Here is a 20,004-nt window from a genome sequence, read left to right as displayed (position 1 = left end):
CCCACTGACGGTTCATGCGCACCAGCGACAGCACCGGGAACATCTCGACGATGGCCGGATGGTGTGCTCGATCACCGGGTACGAACCGCGCTGGCCGTAGCCGTTGTAGCCGTCGATACCGGCGCCGATCACCAGATCGCCCTTGTCGGACTGGCTGATGTAACCGTGCACGGCGTTGGACATGATCACGCTGTCGATAATCGGTTTGATCGGCTCGGACACCAGCGCTTGCAGCGGGTGGGATTCGATCGGCAGACGGAAACCGGCCAGTTTCGCCATGTGTCCCGAGTTACCGGCCGTCACCACGCCAACACGCTTGGCGCCGATGAAGCCTTTGTTGGTTTCGACGCCGATACACACGCCGTTTTCCTTGCGAAAACCGATCACTTCGGTCTGCTGGATCAAGTCCACACCGAGGGCGTCGGCGGCACGGGCAAAGCCCCAGGCCACGGCATCGTGACGGGCGACGCCGCCGCGACGCTGGACGGTCGCGCCCAGCACCGGGTAGCGCGTGTTTTTCGTGCAGTCGAGGTACGGAATCTCGTCAGCCACTTGCTTGGCGTTGAGCAGTTCGCCATCGACGCCGTTGAGGCGGTTGGCGCTGACCCGACGCTCGGAATCGCGGATGTCCTGCAGGGTGTGGCACAGGTTGTAGACGCCACGCTGGGAGAACATCTCGTTGTAGTTCAGGTCTTGCGACAGACCTTCCCACAATTTCATCGCGTGTTCATACAGGTGCGCCGACTCGTCCCACAGGTAGTTGGAGCGCACGATGGTGGTGTTGCGCGCGGTGTTACCGCCGCCCAGCCAGCCTTTCTCGACCACGGCCACGTTGGTGATGCCGTGTTCTTTGGCCAGATAGTAGGCCGTCGCCAGACCATGCCCGCCGCCGCCGACGATGACCACGTCGTAAACCTTTTTCGGCGTGGGCGTGCGCCACATGCGCTGCCAGTTTTCGTGGTGGCTGAGGGAGTGTTTGAAGAGGCCGAAGCCCGAATAGCGTTGCATAGTCATTTACTCCAGAACGCTCAGCGATAAACCGGGAAGTCTGCGCACAGGGCCGCAACCTGCTGGGCGACATTGGCCTCGACATCGGCATCGCCGAGGTTGTCGAGGATGTCGCAGATCCAGCCGGCCAGCGTTTCGCACTGAGTCACCTTGAAGCCGCGCGTGGTCACTGCCGGGGTGCCGATGCGCAGGCCCGAGGTGACGAACGGCGACTGCGGGTCGTTCGGCACGGCGTTCTTGTTGACGGTGATGTGGGCACGGCCGAGGGCGGCGTCAGCATCTTTGCCGGTCAGGCCCTGACGGATCAGGCTGACCAGGAACAGATGATTGTCGGTACCACCGGACACTACATCGTAGCCACGTTTGATAAATACGCTCGCCATCGCCTGAGCGTTGTCGATCACTTGCTGCTGATAAGCCTTGAAGCCTGGCTCCAGCGCTTCCTTGAAGCACACGGCTTTACCGGCGATGACGTGCATCAGCGGGCCACCCTGGGCACCCGGGAAGACAGCAGCGTTGAGCTTCTTCTCGATCTCTTCGTTGGACTTGGCCAGGATCAACCCGCCACGCGGACCGCGCAGGGTCTTGTGGGTGGTGGTGGTGACCACGTCAGCGTAAGGCAGCGGATTCGGGTACAGGCCGGCAGCGACCAGACCCGCAACGTGGGCCATGTCGACGAACAACAGCGCCCCGACCTTGTCGGCGATCTGACGGAAACGCGGGAAATCCAGGGTCTTGGAGTAAGCCGAGAAACCGGCCACGATCATCTTCGGCTGGCACTCAACGGCCAGACGCTCGACTTCGTCGTAATCGATCAAACCGGTCTTGGTGTCGATGCCGTACTGCACAGCGTTGTACAGCTTGCCCGAGGACGACACTTTGGCGCCGTGGGTCAGGTGACCGCCGTGGGCCAGGCTCATGCCCAGGATGGTGTCACCTGGTTTGATCAACGCCAGATACACGGCGCTGTTGGCCGAGGAGCCGGAGTGCGGCTGGACGTTGGCGTAATCGGCACCGAACAATTGCTTGGCGCGTTCGATGGCCAGCGCTTCGACTTTATCCACATGCTCACAACCACCGTAATAGCGCTTGCCCGGATAACCTTCGGCGTACTTGTTGGTCAGGCCGCTGCCCTGCGCTTGCATGACGCGTTTGCTGGTGTAGTTCTCGGACGCGATCAGCTCGATGTGATCTTCCTGACGTTGCTCCTCGGCATTCATCGCCGCCAGCAGTGCATCGTCGTAACCCTGGATCTGGTCTTGCTTGCTGAACATCGCGTCTCTCCCAGCGGCGGCGGTGCGCCATTCGTCTCGGTCAGGCACCGGCGTGCCCTTTGATGCGATGGTATGACCGGCGCAGACAGCTCAAATGCCTACGGACGCCACGCAAAGGTGCGTTTACGACATGGCGGGAAATGTCGTTGAAAACACTATCCTCAAACCTGCACAGCCCCCACAGCGGTTATGTGTAGGCCGCACGAATGGCGAGCAACAGAAGAAAATGCGCAGGATAGAGGGCGTAAGCCCAGCGGCGCATGGGTGGCGGATGAAGCGACCGGGTCTGTCGCAACAGGAACAGGCCAAGCAGTGGCGCAATCAGACAAGTGATAAGGCCGAAGATCGCTACTTCATTGCCCAATTGCGCCGACTCGAAAAGCACCCGCCACTGATTCGCCGCCAGACACACCAGCCCCGGCAACAGGCTGAAATACCACTCACGGCGGATCACCAGCAGTGTCGCCAATGGCAGCAACACCCCAAAAATGCCAAACATCAGTCGCTCGCAAAACACCGCGGCCAGCAGCACAGCCGCGACACCGACCAGTCGCCAAACCCGTGTTCCATCCTGCCAGCCCCGCGCCACCAGCAGCCCTAATGCCAACGTAGGCATAACGTTCAACGTGTCGGGGTCAGGCATGTACAAGCGATACGGAATTTCACTGACGGCACTGAACAACACCAACCACCCCAGATAACGCCACTCGATCTTGCGCATGCCATCACGGGAAAGATTCGCCGCCATCGCCAGACAGAACCACGCAAACGCCAGCCGCCCCGGCACGTAAAGCCAATCGACGCTGATCCCGACATATCGCAGATGATCGAGCAGCATGCTTGCAAGCGCTAACCACTTGAGCAGATCCAGCGCGCCGTCACGTTGACTCAGGTGCATAATCGGCCCGTGTCCTTGTAAAGTTCTGACAGCGACATCCCGTGTGCTCCCCGGATGATCTTCGGTAAAGTGCGCAACCCTCATTGACCAACGAAGCGTCAAAAGCGCTTCGATCACGGAAGCCGGCCATGACCGACAAGAGCCAACAATTCGCCAGCGACAACTATTCCGGTATCTGCCCTGAAGCCTGGGCTGCCATGGAACAGGCCAACCACGGCCACCAACGCGCTTACGGCGACGATGAATGGACAGCGCGAGCCGCCGACCATTTCCGCAATCTGTTCGAAACCGACTGCGAAGTGTTCTTCGCCTTCAACGGCACCGCCGCCAACTCGCTGGCCCTGTCGTCGCTGTGCCAGAGTTACCACAGCGTGATCTGCTCGGAAACCGCCCACGTCGAAACCGACGAATGCGGCGCCCCGGAATTCTTCTCCAACGGCTCGAAACTGCTGATCGCCCGTACCGAAAACGGCAAGATCACCCCGGAATCGATCCGCGAAGTTGCGCTCAAGCGCCAGGACATTCACTACCCCAAACCGCGCGTGGTCACACTGACCCAAGCCACCGAAGTCGGCAGCGTCTACACCCCGCAAGAAGTCCGCGCCATCAGCGCGACTTGCAAAGAACTGGGCCTGCACCTGCACATGGACGGCGCACGCTTCTCCAACGCCTGCGCCTTCCTCGGCTGCTCGCCGGCGGATCTGACCTGGAAGGCCGGTGTGGATGTGCTGTGCTTCGGCGGCACGAAAAACGGCATGGCCGTGGGTGAGGCGATTCTGTTCTTCAACCACAAACTCGCTGAAGACTTCGACTACCGCTGCAAACAGGCCGGACAACTGGCCTCGAAAATGCGCTTTTTGTCGGCGCCGTGGGTCGGCATCCTCGAAAACGACGCCTGGCTCAAATACGCCCGCCACGCCAACCACTGCGCGCAGTTGCTGGCCGAACTGGTCAGCGATATTCCCGGCGTGGAGTTGATGTTCCCGGTGCAGGCCAACGGCGTGTTCCTGCAACTGTCGGAACCGGCGATTGCGGCGTTGACCGCAAAAAACTGGCGTTTCTACACCTTCATCGGCAAGGGCGGGGCACGCTTCATGTGCTCGTGGGACACCGAAGAAGAGCGCGTGCGTGAGCTGGCCCGCGACATACGCGAAGTCATGTCCCACTAACGCCTCTCCCCGCACTGCTCGTTCCCACGCAAAGCATGGAACGAGCAACGCTCTCGCGCTTGCTGCTTGGTCTACATTGTCTGTCGAGCCTCCGCTCACACAACAATAAGCAGGAGCATCGGCATGTCGCTACAAGGCAAAACCCTGTTCATCACCGGCGCCAGCCGTGGCATTGGCCGTGAGATTGCGCTGCGGGCAGCCAGGGACGGGGCCAACATCGTCATCGCCGCCAAGAGCGCCGAACCCCACGCCAAGTTGCCCGGCACCATCCACAGCGTCGCCGCGCAAGTCGAGGCTGCTGGCGGCAAGGCATTGGCACTGCAAGTCGATGTCCGCGACGAAACCGCAGTGCGACAGGCGCTGGCTCAGGCGAATGAGTATTTCGGTGGGATCGATGCACTGGTGAACAACGCCGGGGCGATCAAGTTGACCGGCGTGCGACACATCGAGCTCAAGCGGTTCGACCTGATGCACCAGATCAACACCCGCGCGGTGCTGTTGTGCAGCCAGGCCGCCCTGCCCTATCTGAAAAAATCCGCCGGACACATTCTCAATCTGTCACCGCCGCTGAATCTGGCGAGCAAGTGGTTCGCCCAATACAGCCCCTACACCGTGACCAAATACGGCATGAGCATGCTGACGCTGGGCATGAGTGAGGAATTCGCCAATGACGGCATCAGCGTCAATTCGCTGTGGCCGCAGACCATGATCGCCACGGCGGCCATCGAATTTCAGCTGGGCAGTCGCGAGTCATTCAAGCATGCGCGCACGCCGGCGATCATGGCGGATGCGGCGCATGTGATTTTGAGTAGCCGCGGACGCCAGATCAGCGGGCGGTTGTTGATTGATGAAGAGATTTTGCGCGAGCACGGCGCGACTGAATTCGACCACTACCGTTTCGAGCCGGACAGCGACGCCGATTTGATGCCCGACCTGTTCGTGGATTGAAACACCCTCCGCTGTGGGAGCGGGCTTGCTCGCGAAGGCGTCAAATCAGTCAACATCAGTGTTGAATGACATACCGCATTCGCGAGCAAGCCCGCTTCCACATTTGTACTGCGGTGAAATCTAGAATTCGATCCGCACGTCGCCTTTGGGCACGCTGCAGCACGACAAGATAAACCCTTCGGCCTCGTCTTCCTCGGTGATCCCGCCGTTGTGGTCCATCTCGACTTCGCCGCCCAGCTTCATGACCTTGCACGTCCCGCAAATCCCCATGCCGCAGGCTTTCGGAATCATCAGCCCAAGCTTGGCCGCCGCTGCGTGCACGGTTTCGCCCGGTGCCACGCGAATGCTCTTGCCCGACGCGGTGAATTCCACCTGATGCAGGTCTGCCACATCGATTTCCGGTGCATCCGCGGCTTGTTCGGCCTGCTCCACTGCGTCGGCGCGGGCCTCGGGTGGCGTGGCGCCGAAGGATTCCTCGTGATAACGCGCCATGTCGTAACCGGCCGCTTCCAGCAGGCGTTTGACCGCGCTCATGTACGGCGTCGGGCCGCAGCAGAACACCTCACGCTCAAGGAAGTCCGGGACCATCAGTTCGAGCATCTTGTGGTTCAGATAACCGCGATACCCGGCCCACGGCTCGCCCAGACCATGCTTCTCGCAGATCAGGTGCAAACTGAAGTTGTCGATCCGCGACGCCATGTGCTCCAGCTCGCGGTGGTAAATGATGTCTTTGGGCGAACGGGCGCTGTGGATAAACGTCATGTCGACGTTGGCGTTGGTGTCGTAGAACCAGCGCGCCATCGACATCACCGGGGTGATACCGACGCCGCCGCTGAGGTAAAGCACTTTGGGGCCCGGAAAGTCGATGGCGTTGAACAGACCGACCGGCCCGTGCACCGCCAGTTCCTGGCCTTCATGCAGGTTGTCGTGCAGCCAGTTCGAGACTTTGCCGCCCGGCACCCGTTTGATGGTCACCGAGAAGCTGTAAGGCACCGACGGCGAACTGGAAATGGTGTACGAGCGCATGATCGGCTGGCCTTCGATTTCCAGCTCCAGGGTCACGAACTGCCCGGGCTTGAAGAAGAACAGGATCGGCTGATCGGCCATGAAGCAAAAGGTGCGCACGTCCCAGGTTTCCTGGATGACTTTGACGCAACGGACGATGTGTCGGCCATTGGCCCAGGTCTGGGTGGTGACCGGATTCAGGAAGCTGTTGGACATGCTGTTCTCCACGGCCGACTGTCGGCCTTCATGTGGCGATTCTGCGTATAGCGCAGAGGTCCCGTTTACCTATCCGCGACATTGACATACTTATGGCAACCAGCCCCCTATCACTGGGGGATACACGTCGGGAACAGATTGCGCCATGTCGCCCATGGATAAGGTTGCGCCCTGCGCCGGGCCCACACTCAGCGCCACATCAACACAGATTTTCTGCGCCTTGCGATGTAACCGTATCAGCCACTATTCGCCGGCCACCCTGATGGCCATGAGGAACATATCGATGGACGTCACCACTACCCTGAGCTTGGGCGATCCACTGGAACCCGCACGCAAGGCCACCGCACAGATGTTGCAGGAGCGCGAGCGCACCTTTTCGCTGCCACAACCGTTCTACAGCGACGAACGGCTGTTCGATATCGACATGCAGGAAATCTTCCAGAAAGAGTGGTTGATCGCTGGCATGACCTGCGAAATTCCGGCCAAGGGCAACTACCTGACCCTGCAGGTCGGCAAGAACCCGATCATCGTCATTCGTGGCGCCGAAGGCGTGGTGCATGCCTTCCACAACGTCTGCCGCCACCGTGGCTCGCGCCTGTGCACCAGCGAAAAGGGCAAGGTGGCCAAACTGGTCTGCCACTACCACCAGTGGACCTATGAGCTGGACGGTCGCCTGCTGTTCGCCGGCACCGAAATGGGCGCCGACTTCGACATGAAGCAGTACGGCCTCAAACCGGTGAACGTGAAGACGGCCGGCGGTTACATCTTTATCAGCCTGGCGGAAAACCCGCCGGCCATCGATGACTTCCTGTCGACGCTGAACCATTACATGGAACCGTACGACATGGAGAACACCAAGGTGGCGATCACCACCACCTTGATGGAGAAAGCCAACTGGAAACTGGTGCTGGAAAACAACCGCGAGTGCTACCACTGCAACGCCTCGCACCCCGAACTGCTGAAAACACTGCTCGAATGGGACGACGTCACCGACCCGCGCGCCGATCAGGCGTTCAAGGATCACGTCGCAGCCTCCGCCGCTGCCTGGGAAGCCGAGAAGATCCCTTACGCCCACGCCAGTTTCGGTCTGCGTAACCGCATCGTGCGCATGCCGCTGCTCAAGGGCACCGTGTCGATGACCCTCGACGGCAAACAGGGCTGCGCCAAACTGATGGGCCGGATCAAGAACCCGGATCTGGGTTCGATGCGCATCCTGCACCTGCCACACTCGTGGAACCACTGCATGGGCGATCACATCATCGTCTTTACCGTGTGGCCGATCAGCGCCCAGGAAACCATGGTCACCACCAAGTGGCTGGTGCACAAGGACGCGGTCGAAGGCGTCGATTACGACGTCGAGCGCATGCGTCAGGTGTGGGACGCGACCAACGATCAGGACCGCCGTCTGGCCGAAGAGAACCAGCGCGGGATCAACTCCACCGCGTATCAGCCTGGGCCGTACTCCAAGACGTATGAGTTTGGTGTGGTCAACTTCGTCGATTGGTACAGCGAGCGCATGCTGAGCAACCTCGGCGCCGAGCCTGCGCCGTACCTCAAGGGCGTGCCGGTTCAGGGCTAAGATCAGAGGCAAAAGCTTCGCGAGCAAACCCGCTTCCACAATTGGAATGCATTCCACCTGTGGGAGCGGGCTTGATCGCGAAGAGGCCGGCCCAGTCACCTCATCACGTCGATGACCACCTCACACTGCCATCCTCACCAATAAACTCCTCAAAAATATCCTCCCCCACCAGCCTGATTTTCGCGTACCCATTCAACACCCGCAGCGGATACGCCGGATCGTTCGCATCCTGAGTCTCCGACCACAACACCCGAGAATGCCCGTCCAGTTCACTGGCGTTGCCATAAGGAATCGCTCCGTGCCCGGCACATCGCGCCTTCAAACCGCCCTGCTGCGCGTAGACGATGCCGTTGTGCAAATGCCCCCAATACCAATAATCCGGTTCACGCCCCAGCGCATCGCACACCGGTTGATACAGTGCGGTCTTGTTGTGCCCGGTAATATCGAAACCCTGATGATGGCTGAGCACCATGATTTTTTTGCGTTTCGGCAAGCCTTTCATCCACTGGATTTGCGGCTCGTTCAAGGTGCCGTCCATATAAAGATTCAATGCCTCAGACGCGTACGCCGAGTCGAGCCCGACCACCAGCCAGTCATCGTTGATCAAGGCAAAATAACTGGTGCCCTGCTGCCCCGCAAAACGCTTGGCGAGTTCCTTGAAGTAGCCGTGGGCGCCGCTGTACATCTCGTGGTTGGAATTGAGGGTGAATGAGCCATGAGTGCCCATCGGCCATCCGGCCATGTCGACGTCTTCCTGCGAGTGGCTGCCGGCGTAATACACATCGCCCAGATGGATGGTGAAATCGGCCTGGGCCAGTTGCATCTGGTTGGCCACCGACACTGCCGGCGCGTGGCTGTCAAAGGGGCCGGTGCCCCAGTCGCCGGCAATCGCCAGGGTCACGTCGCGCTCCATCTGCACTAACGCCGGATCGGTGCCGAATGTCGCGTGATGACGCAGGTTTTCGATCCACTTGAGCAGCGCCTCGCTCCACAGCAGATCGAGCAGTTCCCACTTGCGACAACCGAGCAGGCTGCCATCCTTGAGCACTCGGGTTTGCAGTTGGTCGCTCGACTGCGGCAACGGCGCGGCGTTGCCGATGCGCAAGATCGACAAGCCGTGAGACAGCTCCCAGGGCACGCCCGGTTCGTCGTCCGGCAACTCGCCGTTTTTCAGCACGTACTGCGCCTGATCGTGCCCCCGCTGGAGCAGCTTGATGATGGCCTCGAACTCATGCGGCTCAAGCTCGCTGACGAGCTTCATCCAGGCCATTTCCATGCGGGTGACCAAGCCGTGAATGCGTACTTTGACCTTGTCGTACTCGTGTTCCCAATGACTGACCAGTGACATGGCGTAATCCTCTCTCCGTAAGGGCTTACAGGGTTTTCATGAATTCGATCAACGCACGCTTGTCGTCGTCCGACAGCGTCGTGCCATACAGGTGACCGCTGTTGTGGTTGCCCTCCAGCCGCGTGTCGTACTTGAAGTCCGCCGAGGCCTTGGCCTGCGCGCCGCTGGTGACGAAACCGACGTTGACCGGGTCGTAAATGTCGGAACCGGTGATGAACACCTGCGGACGTTTTTCCGGCGGTTGCAGCAAGTCCCACAGGGTCGGCACCGAGCCGTTGTGCAGGTACGGCGCGCGCAGCCAGATACCGTCGGTGGGCGTGTTGCTGTAACTCTGGGTTTTGCGATAGGCGCCGAAGTCGAACGGCGGTTTCTTGAAGGTGTGGAACGCCGCCACCAGACCGGTGGTGAACGAGTCCAGCCGATGCGGATCAGTGCCGAGCTGATCGATGTTGGTGGTGACCTGACCCGTGTCGGCACGGCCGAAGTCATGGCAACCGGCACAGTTCGCCTCCCAGACCGGTTTGCCCTGCGCGACCTTGGCCTGATCCAGCGCCCACGGCCACGCCGGGGCCTTGTGCCCGAGCAGCCAGTTGGTCACGCGGTTGAAACTGGGTGGCAGTACCGATTCCGGCGTCGCACCCACGGCCATCGCGGCAGCGTAGTTGCGTTCGTGGATCTTGTTGTTATTGCCGTCCCAATGCAGGTACATCGATTCGCGTGGTTTCTGGTTCCACACTTGCGGCAGGTCGACAGTGCCGATGGTCGAGTCATCCGGGAAGCCGAACACCACCATTTTCGTCGGGTTGAACGTATCGGTGCGCCCCGGCCCTTGCTGCGGGCGCAGCTTCTGCCAGGCGTAGGCCTGCTTCTGCTTGAGCAAGGCGCTTTTCGCCATCGGCATGATCAGATAACGGTTGTAGAGCTTCTCGAAAAAGCCCAGCTGGAATTTGCTGTTGATCGCCGCCATCACCGCGTCGGTAGTGAATGTCGGATCGCTGGCGCAATCGTAGGCAAACCACTGGAACGCTTGCAGTTGCAAGGTATTGGCCGGCGCACTGGGCACATTGACGGCGACGTCGCTGGCATTGGCGCGGTAAGAGCCGGTGTGGCACAGCGCGCAATTGGGCTCGACGGTCGGGTAGCCGATTTGCCTTTTTGCCATGCCGATGGGCAGGTCCTTGCCGTTCTCGAAGAGGAAACCGAAGACTTCCCAGCCACCGGGCTTGGGCATTTTCTCAGGGCACATCTGCGGCAGCACGGCGAACAGGTAATAGGGGATTCGCGCTTCGATGCCGAGGCCGATGGCGGCGTATTTGTAATGGTCCTCGTCGGAGGCGTATTCCTGCTCCGGCACCACACGCAGCATCTGGTACCAGGTTTCGTAACCGATGAAACCCAGTAAAACCACGACCACCAAGGTGCCGACTTTGAAGCTGTGGCTTTGCCAATGTCGCGACCACGCGGCGCGCCATTGGCGCCAGCCCTCGCAGAGCAGTGCCAGCGGTCGATTCTCAGGCGTGGTGCCCAGATACAGCAAAATGCCGAGGATCAGGAAAAAACTCAGATCGCCCATCAGCATCGGCACAAACACCGAGCCCTGAGTGCTGGTGTTGATCAGGTAAATCCAGAACACCACGGCGATCAGCCGTGTCAGCACGCACAGCCAGGAATGCACCACGTAACGCGACGCGTTGAACCCCGACGGCATGTAAAACACGCTGATGCCCACCAACAGCATCCCGGCGTTTTCCAGCCACGGATCGGAGAGTTGCGGCGGCAAGCCGACCACCGATGTCAGCAATCCCGGCGCGAACAGCGCGGGGATCGCGAACACCATGTTCATCGCAATGCCTAGCCAGATGAAGCGTTGAAACCAGCGGATGTAGGTGTCCATGTCATCCATTTCCTTGTACAGACCCAAGAGATGTAGTGCCTGACCTACCGCTTTCGCGAGCAAGCCCGCTCCCACAATGGATGGGGGATACCCACTGGTCTTGTGCCTGACACAAAACCCTGTGGGAGTGGGCTTGCTCGCGAACGGGGCGACTCGGTGTCAAGTCAACCGAGTGCGGTCTTCTCCAGGTGTTCAAGGATGATCGGATACACATCAACCACCGCGTTCTTGCCGAACATGCAGTCGATGTGGCCGTAGCCCGGCACGACCTGCCGGCTATAGCGATCCGGCCCGTGCAGGTCACACAAGCGCTGATAGGTCTTGAGCGTGCTTTGCGGCAGATAACACTGGTTGTCGGCACCGCTGATAAAGCAGATCGGCATGGTCAACCGATCAAAGTGCGGCATGTACACATCGTTGCCTTTGAAATCCACCAGATGCCCTTTGCGCACGATCAGCGCCAGATGCTCGAAAGTCTCGATATTCGATTCGCCGAACAGTTCGTGCAGGTTGTCGTGCAGGGTTTCGTTGAGGGTGTCGTGGCGGTACAGCGACGCGTACATAAAGGTGATGCGGTGGCACACCGGGTTGGTGCAATAGCCCTGGGCTTCGATCCGTGCGTAGCCGTTGAGGGCCTTGTCGTAGAGCCTGTTGAACCAGTTCTCCTTGCTGTCGGCGTAAGCCGTCATCGATTTGATGCCGACGGCGTCAAGCATTCCCGGCAGGTGCAGCCCGGCCTTCAACCCCGTTGCGGTGGCAACCACCGTGTCGGCGGCAATCTGCGAACAGACCACCGAGCGCACACCCTGCAACCCGGCCAGCAGCGACATGAAAAACGTCGTCGCGCCATAGCAATGCACCACGCATTGCACGTCTTTGGCAGCGGTTTGCTGTTGAATCTGCGCAATCGCAGCCTTGAAGTCGTACTGGGCGATCTGGTCGCCGTTCCATTCCTTCTTGCTCGCCGGCAGCAGAATGCTCACGCGAAAATCCAGCAGCCAGACGTCGTAATCGTGCTTGCACAGGTATTCGAGCAGGTTGGTCTGAATGGTGTCGGTGGAAAAGATGTTCGAACCCACACCCAAACCATGCACCAGCATTACCGGGCCTTTACTGCCGGCCTGATAGCGGGTCAGGCGCAGTTCGACGCCATCCTCGGTGGGGAAGAAATGCACCGCCGGGGATGGCGCATCCAGCGGCCGTTTCAGCCGTGGTGGCGCGTCGGGGTTGAAGTAGATATCACCGGCAAACACCCCGCCATAACTCTCCCAGAGAATGCCTGCGAAGAACTTGCCAAAGCGCGCCAGCCCTTCAATGCGCTCGCGCTCGTTGCGCGCGTTGAGCACTTTCATGGTGGTCATCTGCTTGGCGAAATCGGTCGGATGAATGTGCATCACCCCGCAGCCGATCACCTCGCCCGACTTGTCAGGCCCGCGATACAACGTCACATAGAGGGTGCTGGTGTCGTGCCAGATGTTCAGCACGCCGTTGTCTTCCGGCACGGTTTTGAACGCGCTGAAGAAATAGTCACTGCCGTCCTCGGCGGTCAGTTTCATGTCGTACTTCATGTGGCGCGTATCGACCTGCTCCTCGAATTGTTCGAACAGGTTGAACACGCCGTTGCTGGCGGTCAGCGGCTGTGGCGACAGCGCCGAGGCATTGACCGTACCGACAATGGTCGCGGCGTGTTCCGGCTCCTTGATCATCCGGTTGAGGTCGTTGGCGGTGATGGTCAGGGTGAAGTCGATCGGCGAATTGTCTGCCTCGCCGCGTTTGGCCGCCGCTTCATAGACTTTCAGATCGGTGCTTTGCGCAGCAGTGAACGCCCGGGAGAAATAGCCCTTCATGGTTTCGGTAAACTGCACGCCAAGGGTCGGCGGCGCCACCTGTTTGCTCGGTGCGGATGGCAGCGTGTAATCGATCTGCCAGCCACGGTCAGCGGCGAGCAAGCCCATATTGCGTTCACTGACGGCGGAGATGGTCAGCAGCGGATTGACCGCCAGCGAGGTCGGAATCACCGCACCGTCAGTCACGTACAGATTGGCGTACACGTCGGTGCCACTAGCACCGCTGAACACCTGGCCCTTGTGGTTGACCACGCCTTGCCCGGCGTCCTCGCCCATCACGCAACCGCCCAGTGGATGCACCGAGACGATGCTGTGCTTGAGCAGCTTGGTCCAGATCGGATTCTCCACCCAGACGCCGCCCAGCGCCTTGGTGCTCTGATACAGCCGATCATTGCCGAGTTTGAAGTTTTCCTGCTCGCCGACGCCCGGCCAGTCGATGCGCAACTGATCCTTGTTATCCAGCACCATCCGCCCCTGGCCACTGTCGTGGCTCATGATCAGGTAGGTCTGCATGTTGTGCAGCGCACCGTAATACGGGCCGCGCAGGAAGCTTTCGGCCTCGCGCTCCTTGTATTTCAACTTGGCGCTGAAGCGGTCGTCGGTGGCCTTGCCGATCATCTCGGCGAACCCGGCCATGCTTGGCACCATTGGCCGACCAAGAGCGCCAGGGATCGAGCCTTCCTCAATGACCATGCGGCTGCGCCAGTCGCCCTCGGTGCGCATGTCGATGATCGAGGTGATGCACGGGCCGACCGGGTGCAACTCCTTGGCCGGATGCGCGCCGAAACCGATGCCGTTGATGGTCTGCTCGCAGTTGTGGCCGAAGCCCAGGATGTCGCCATTGCCGCTCATGTTCTCGCCGAGCTGGCCGGACATCACCAGGCCTTTGTCCCGGGAGCGCAGAAGAATCTCGGTGGAGCCCAGCGTGCCGGCGGAGACCACCACAATGTCGGCCTTCACGAATAGCGTCGGCGCCGAGAACTTCTCGCGGCCGCTGTCCAGATACTGGAAGTGCACGATCCAGCCATCGCCGTCACGCTCCAGGTGTCGCACTTGGGCCTGACAGAAAATCTCCGCGCCGTGGTTCCAGGCGTCCGGCAGATAGTTCATCAGCGTGGTGTTCTTGGCCTTGTTGTTACAGCCCGAGACGCAATCGCCACAGTGGTTGCACGGCAGTTGTTCGACGCCGACGTGGTTGAGGTTGTTCGGCAGTTTGTCGAAGGTCACGTTGATCGGCGGCTTGTAGAAATGCGCGCCTTGCTTGAGGTACTCCGCGGACTTTTTGTTGGCGTCGAGTTTGGGCAGATTGGGTGCAGTGTCCGGATAAGGATTGGGTTTGAGCATTTCCCGGGCACGGGCGTAGCCGTCCTTGAGCAGCGTGTCGCGGTGTTCACGCACTGCCTGTGGCCAGCGCGGATCATCGAACACTCCGGGCTCCGGCTCCAGCGAGACATTGGCGTTGATCAGCGACGTGCCGCCCAATCCACAACCGACCACCACGTTCTGCTGGGCGTTGACGTGCAGGTCGAACAGCCCGGTGCGCGAACCGATATGCCCGTCGGGGTCGTGCACCTGCAACTCTTCGGTCGCGGCAATCATGGTGTTGGGGTATTCGCCGGGCTGGATTTCCCGGCCTCGTTCCAGCAAACACACGCGCTTACCGGCACGGGACAGGCGTGACGCAGCAATGCCGCCGCCATAACCGGAGCCAATGACAATGACGTCGTAGTGTTCCTTGATCTCGCTGATGGGCGTTGCGATCCGTGTCATGTGGTGGTTCCTCTCTCAGGCAGATGGGGCAACTCTGCGGTTGCCTGCAATCAATGGGCGAACGGGCACCTGGCCTGCGGGCTAGCCCGGCGACAGCACAGCGGTTTGGGCGGATTTAACGGCTACAACTGAGCGCGTTGATGGGCAGCAAGACGCGCCGAGCGCTTTCGCGACGAAGGCGGCGCTGGCGCGCAGAACTTGCGGGGGGTGGGGGCTGATCGATGGGGATGGCTATCCATCAGGCGTTCTCCCTGAACCAGATGTGGATAAGTAGTCGCTGTCCTTGTGCCATCAAAGTGAAGACAGGGGCCGGATCGAAGTCAAGGCAACGGCTTAGACCTGTATGAAATCTGATCAATTGCTATTTGGACTATAGCCAGCGGGGCTTGCAGGGTTTGGCGAACAAGTTATCCACACAGCCACCCACAGCAAATGGGGACAACTGTGGATGACTGGAAAAATAACTGTCTGATTTGTGAAGAAAAATCGTGACTTATCCAGAACCACGGTTTGCGCGTCAGATTGATCGTTTTTTGATCACATCCTTGTAGAGCACGTTTCACATGGCCTGCAGAGGATGGCGAACACGTTATCCACAGAAGCGCCAACAGAGTTCGGGGGTAACTTTGCCCGATCTGTGGAAAAGCGCTGGAGGCTGTGTCATTTCGAGGCTTTCGTGGCAGTTCTACGTGGAATCGGATGAATTGATTGTTTTTTGATCAAATCTTCGCAAGCCACGGTTTGTATAGGCTTCAGCGGATAGCGAACATCTTATCCACAGAAGCGCCAACAGAGATTGGGGGCAACTCGCTGAGTTATTCAGGGGAAAAACCCAGAAAAAACCGCAACTTAGACTGGTTGTTTTTTGAACGAATGGCTGCAGGGCTTGATTGGTGTGCGGTGTGGGGATGGGCGAACACCTTATCCACAGATCCGCCAACAGGGATTGTGGGTAAACATCAGGCAGACAATATTTTTTGACGAACGCTGGCCCCCTGTGGGAGCGGGCTTGCTCGCTCCCACAGGGGTTGTTCAGCGTCTGGAAGATTGGGGCTAGCGGACAACGCCTTCTTCAATCAGGAGTTTGAGAATGGCTTCGGCGCCGGCTTGCGCCGTGACGCCTTTCAATACTTGCCCACCACCGCCACTGGCCTTGGCCGTGGCCGCTTTCATCCGGTCCGCACCGCTTTTGGCCTTGATCACTTTCAAGCGTTTGGGCCGTGGCTTGGCCGGTTGCAGCGTGGCGACGGCCAGCAGTTCGTCGTCCAGCACTTCCACGTCTTCGGCGTTCAACACGCCACGGCGCGCCGGACCATAAGCGCTTTGCCGAGGTTTCGGTGCAGCGTTATCCACAGTCGCCAGAAACGGCAGCTTCACCTTCAACCGCCGCCGCTGTCCACGGGGCAAGGCTTGCAGCACCAGCGCCGAGCCGTCATTGATCGATTCGACCTGCGCCAGCCCGACCACCAATGGCCAGCCCAAACCCTCGGCCAGCAGAAACGGCAACATCCCCGAACCTTCGCCGGTTTCCGCCTGACTGCCGGTCAGTACCACCTGCGCGCCGGCATCGCGCAGGTACGCGGTCAGGGCGGGCAGTGCATCGGCGCCCTCGGGTTGTTCCAGCACATGCATCTGTGTAAGCCCCATGCCCAGATAGGCGCGCAACGCCGGTTCCGCAACATCGCCGGCATGCAGCACTTGCAGGTTATCCCCAGCCAGTTGCAGGCCCAGCTCCACGGCGCGTGCGTCCTGTTCGGCGCGGCGTGGCCGGCCGGAGGTCGGGTGGGCGCCGATTGAAACCAAACTGATGATTTTTGTGTTCATAGCCGTTCCTTAAGCCGCATCGCGCTTGGCGTCGTTGCGGTAAGCCTCAACCGCCGCGATCAAGGCCTGAAGAATCTGCGCGCTTTCGCCGATCACCGACAGGTCGGCACGTTTGATCATGTCGCAACCGGGATCAAGGTTGATCGCCACCACTTTGTCGCAGGCGCCGATACCCTGCAGGTGCTGGATCGCCCCGGAAATCCCCACGGCCACGTAAACCCGTGCCGTAACCCAGGTGCCGGACGCACCGACCTGGCGGTCGCGCGCCATGAAGCCGTCGTCCACCGCGACCCGTGATGCACCTTCGGTGGCGCCGAGGGCGGCGGCCGTCTGGTGGAACAGTTGCCAGTCTTTGACGCCGTTGCCGCCAGAGAAGATGAACTCCGCTTCGGCCATCGGAATCGCCGCCGGATCGACCGCCACCGCGCCCAGATCCTCGATGCGCGACAGGCTGCGCGCAACGGTTGTGGATAACTCCACCGGCAAGGCCTCATGACGGGTTTCGCTGACCGGTTCGGCACATTCGGCCGAGGCCAGAATCAAGCGTGCGACCGGCCGTGCCAGGTCTTGCAGGCCTGCGCCGGCACGGCCGATACACGCCTGATCCTTGACCTGCCACACCCGTGTCGCCGGGCGCTCACCCAAGGCGGCGGCAAAACGCCGACCGAGCTCGCCGCCACCCGTGCGGCTGTCCGGCAACAACCAATGACGTGGACTGAACTGGTTATCCACAGCGCGCAAGCCCTGCACCCGTTGCTCCGGTGCATAACCGCTGAACTGGTCGCCTTCCAGCACCAGCAAGCGATCGACGCCCGCGGTGGCGAAGGTGTTTTCCTTGTGTTCGCCAAACACCACGGCCAGCACCGCGCCGTCGTTGCCGGCCAATTGATGAGCGAGGCCAAGCAGGTCGCGGTCGTGACTGCTTAAACGGCCGCCGACCATGTCCGGCACCACGCTGATGTAGAACGCCGGGGCCGGTACCTGGTGCAGCGGCAATTGCACTTCAACCGTGGCCGAACGTTTGACCGCCCCGCCCTGCTGCGCGCCGCTGCGGTCGATGCGTTTGAGGCCGTTCGGCCCGATAAAACCGATGCCATGCAGGTTCTTGCGGATGACGCCGTTTGGGCCCATCCAGCTATGTTGCGCCGGTTGCATGGCCGCGTGCAGCGGGTGCAGACGGTTACGGGCAATCCATTCGGCGCGTGGGTCGCGGCGGATAATGTCGCTCATCAGTGGGCCTCCGCTGGTTCACGTTTGGCCGGCGTAGTCGGCTTGCCTGGCGCGGCATCTTCGAGCAGCGCGTCGGCCACCAGTTCGGCGATGTCCTTGATCAACGGACGCGGTTCGACCACGCCTTCGAGCATCGCCGTGCACTGTGGACAACCCACGGCCACCAGCTCGGCGCCGGTTTCGCGGATGTCTTCCATGCGCATGTCGGGAATCCGCTGTTTGCCCGGAATGTCAGTGATCGGCGCGCCGCCACCGCCGCCGCAGCAACGCGAACGGAAGCCGGAACGTTGCATCTCTTTGACTTCGATACCGAGGGCACGCAGCACTTCACGCGGCGCCTCGTACTCGCCGTTGTAGCGACCGAGGTAGCACGGATCGTGATAAGTCACGCTGTTGCCTTTGTGCTGACCGAGGTTGAGCGCGCCGGCCTGGATGATTTCGGCCATGTAAGTGCTGTGATGCTGCACGAGGTAGTTGCCATCGAAGGCGCCGTATTCGTTTTTCAGCACATGGAAACTGTGCGGATCGCAGGTGACGATGCGGTTGAAGCGGTATTTGGCCAGGGTCTGGATGTTGCGTTTGGCGAGCAACTGGAAGGTCGCTTCATCGCCTAAACGCCGAGCCACGTCGCCGCTGTCGCGCTCTTCCAGGCCCAACACCGCGAAGTCGACCCTGGCCGCTTTCAGCACTTTGACGAACGCACGCAAGGTGCGCTGGTTGCGCATGTCGAAAGCACCGTCGCCGACCCAGAACAACACGTCGGTGGATGTCTTGTCGCTCAACAGATTGAGGCTCAGATCCGCCGCCCAGTTCATCCGCCCGCCCGGAGCGAAACCACCAGGGTTATCGGTAGCGATCAGGTTTTCCAGGACTTCGGCGCCCTTGTTCGGGGTGGCGCCTTTTTCCAGCGTAAGGTGACGGCGCATATCGACGATGGCGTCGACGTGCTCGATCATCATCGGGCACTCCTCGACGCAGGCGCGGCAGGTGGTGCACGACCACAGGGTTTCGGCATCGACCAGACCGTTGACGATCGGTTGATGCGCATTGCCGCTGTGTTCGCCGACCGGTTTACCCGGATAAGGGCTGCCAGCGAATTTGGCGTCAGTGCCGCCGGCAAGGCCGACGACCATGTCCTGAATCAGTTTTTTCGGGTTCAGCGGTTGGCCGGCGGCGAAGGCCGGACAGGCTGCTTCGCACTTGCCGCACTGCACGCAGGCGTCGAAACCGAGCAACTGGTTCCAGGTGAAATCCTTGGGTTTTTCCACGCCCAGTGGCGCAGTTGGATCATTCAGATCCAGAGGCTTCAAACCGGTGGAACGGCCACCACCAAAGCGCTCGGCGCGGCGGTGCCAGGCCAGGTGCAGGGCACCGGCGAAGGCGTGCTTCATCGGCCCGCCCCAGGTCATGCCGAAGAACAATTCCGACACGCCCCACAGCACACCGACGCCGAGAATCACCGCCAAAATCCAGCCGCCGAAGTTCTCCGGGAGAATCCCGGCCACCGGCAAGGTCACCAGGAAGAACGACGCCGAGAACGCCAGCAGGCTTTTCGGCAGGCGCATCCACGGGCCTTTCGACAACCGTGCCGGCGGATTGCGCCGACGCAGGTAAACGAAGATCGCACCGACGAACATCACGGCCGTCATCAGCAGCAAGGCATACCCGAGAATGCGGTTATGCAGGCCGAAACCGTGTACCAGAATCGCCAGCACGATCGACGCCACCGCGCCACCCGCCGTGGCGACGTGGGTGTTGGCGATGTATTTGTCCCGCGCCACCACATGGTGCAGATCGACCATATAGCGCTTGGGCATGGCAAACAGGCCGCCGATCAGGTCGACCTTAGAGGCCCGGCCACGACGCCACATCGCTACCCGCCGCAACGCGCCGAGGACACCGAGGCCCAGGGCTGCGAACAACAGGATTGGAAGAAGGGTGTTCAACATAGGTGAAGCTCCCACCAGTACAGCCTGGAGAAACACGGTCTGCAT

General features: G+C 60.5%; 12 protein-coding genes and 1 pseudogene. 3 read left to right on the top strand and 10 right to left on the bottom strand.

Annotated features, from left to right (window positions below):
* From ACIOWA_RS12555 to ACIOWA_RS12545, 3 genes and pseudogenes are all read right to left on the bottom strand, one after another.
* Positions 1-1,008 (bottom strand): annotated as a pseudogene (locus ACIOWA_RS12555) (sarcosine oxidase subunit beta family protein); the annotation flags it as partial.
* 20 nt (positions 1,009-1,028) lie between these two features.
* Entirely contained in the window at positions 1,029-2,282 is a 1,254-nt protein-coding gene (locus ACIOWA_RS12550; protein ID WP_339430260.1) for a serine hydroxymethyltransferase, read from the bottom strand.
* 187 nt (positions 2,283-2,469) lie between these two features.
* On the bottom strand, positions 2,470-3,180 hold the full coding sequence (locus tag ACIOWA_RS12545) for a TraX family protein (protein ID WP_339430261.1): 711 nt from the start codon (positions 3,178-3,180) through the stop codon (positions 2,470-2,472).
* Positions 3,181-3,308: 128 nt separating this feature from the next.
* Between ACIOWA_RS12545 and ACIOWA_RS12540 the strand changes: the two genes are divergently transcribed.
* Both ACIOWA_RS12540 and ACIOWA_RS12535 read left to right on the top strand, forming a co-directional pair.
* Positions 3,309-4,349: a low specificity L-threonine aldolase gene (locus tag ACIOWA_RS12540; RefSeq protein WP_339430262.1), complete on the top strand. Its 1,041-nt coding sequence runs from the start codon at positions 3,309-3,311 to the stop codon at positions 4,347-4,349.
* A gap of 123 nt (positions 4,350-4,472) precedes the next feature.
* A complete protein-coding gene (locus ACIOWA_RS12535; protein WP_401160051.1) occupies positions 4,473-5,297 on the top strand; it encodes an SDR family oxidoreductase in 825 nt (274 codons plus the stop codon).
* A gap of 120 nt (positions 5,298-5,417) precedes the next feature.
* Here the strand turns inward: ACIOWA_RS12535 and gbcB are convergent, their stop codons facing one another.
* Positions 5,418-6,518, bottom strand: a complete 1,101-nt coding sequence (gene gbcB, locus ACIOWA_RS12530) for a glycine-betaine demethylase subunit GbcB (RefSeq protein ID WP_221731160.1) — start codon at positions 6,516-6,518, stop codon at positions 5,418-5,420.
* 283 nt (positions 6,519-6,801) lie between these two features.
* Between gbcB and gbcA the strand changes: the two genes are divergently transcribed.
* On the top strand, positions 6,802-8,097 hold the full coding sequence (gbcA, locus tag ACIOWA_RS12525; RefSeq protein WP_339430264.1) for a glycine-betaine demethylase subunit GbcA: 1,296 nt from the start codon (positions 6,802-6,804) through the stop codon (positions 8,095-8,097).
* 103 nt (positions 8,098-8,200) lie between these two features.
* Here gbcA and ACIOWA_RS12520 read toward each other — a convergent pair whose 3' ends face one another.
* The 6 genes from ACIOWA_RS12520 to dgcB form a co-directional block, all read right to left on the bottom strand.
* On the bottom strand, positions 8,201-9,445 hold the full coding sequence (locus ACIOWA_RS12520) for a metallophosphoesterase (RefSeq protein WP_339539074.1): 1,245 nt from the start codon (positions 9,443-9,445) through the stop codon (positions 8,201-8,203).
* Positions 9,446-9,470: 25 nt separating this feature from the next.
* A complete protein-coding gene (locus ACIOWA_RS12515) occupies positions 9,471-11,339 on the bottom strand; it encodes a hypothetical protein (RefSeq protein ID WP_339430266.1) in 1,869 nt (622 codons plus the stop codon).
* 164 nt (positions 11,340-11,503) lie between these two features.
* On the bottom strand, positions 11,504-14,956 hold the full coding sequence (locus ACIOWA_RS12510) for a GMC family oxidoreductase N-terminal domain-containing protein (RefSeq protein ID WP_339430267.1): 3,453 nt from the start codon (positions 14,954-14,956) through the stop codon (positions 11,504-11,506).
* Positions 14,957-16,009: 1,053 nt separating this feature from the next.
* A complete protein-coding gene (locus ACIOWA_RS12505; RefSeq protein WP_339430269.1) occupies positions 16,010-16,780 on the bottom strand; it encodes an electron transfer flavoprotein subunit beta in 771 nt (256 codons plus the stop codon).
* Between the two features lie 9 nt (positions 16,781-16,789).
* Entirely contained in the window at positions 16,790-18,010 is a 1,221-nt protein-coding gene (locus tag ACIOWA_RS12500; protein ID WP_339430270.1) for an electron transfer flavoprotein subunit alpha/FixB family protein, read from the bottom strand.
* Complete coding sequence (gene dgcB / locus ACIOWA_RS12495; protein ID WP_401160048.1) at positions 18,010-19,959, bottom strand: dimethylglycine demethylation protein DgcB; 1,950 nt, start codon at positions 19,957-19,959, stop codon at positions 18,010-18,012. Before dgcB ends, ACIOWA_RS12500 begins: the two co-directional genes overlap by 1 nt.
* Positions 19,960-20,004 lie beyond the last annotated feature (45 nt).

This window comes from Pseudomonas sp. NPDC087614 (assembly GCF_044743485.1).
Classification (GTDB): domain Bacteria; phylum Pseudomonadota; class Gammaproteobacteria; order Pseudomonadales; family Pseudomonadaceae; genus Aquipseudomonas; species Aquipseudomonas baetica_A.
This window is presented reverse-complemented; position numbering and strand designations above follow the sequence as displayed.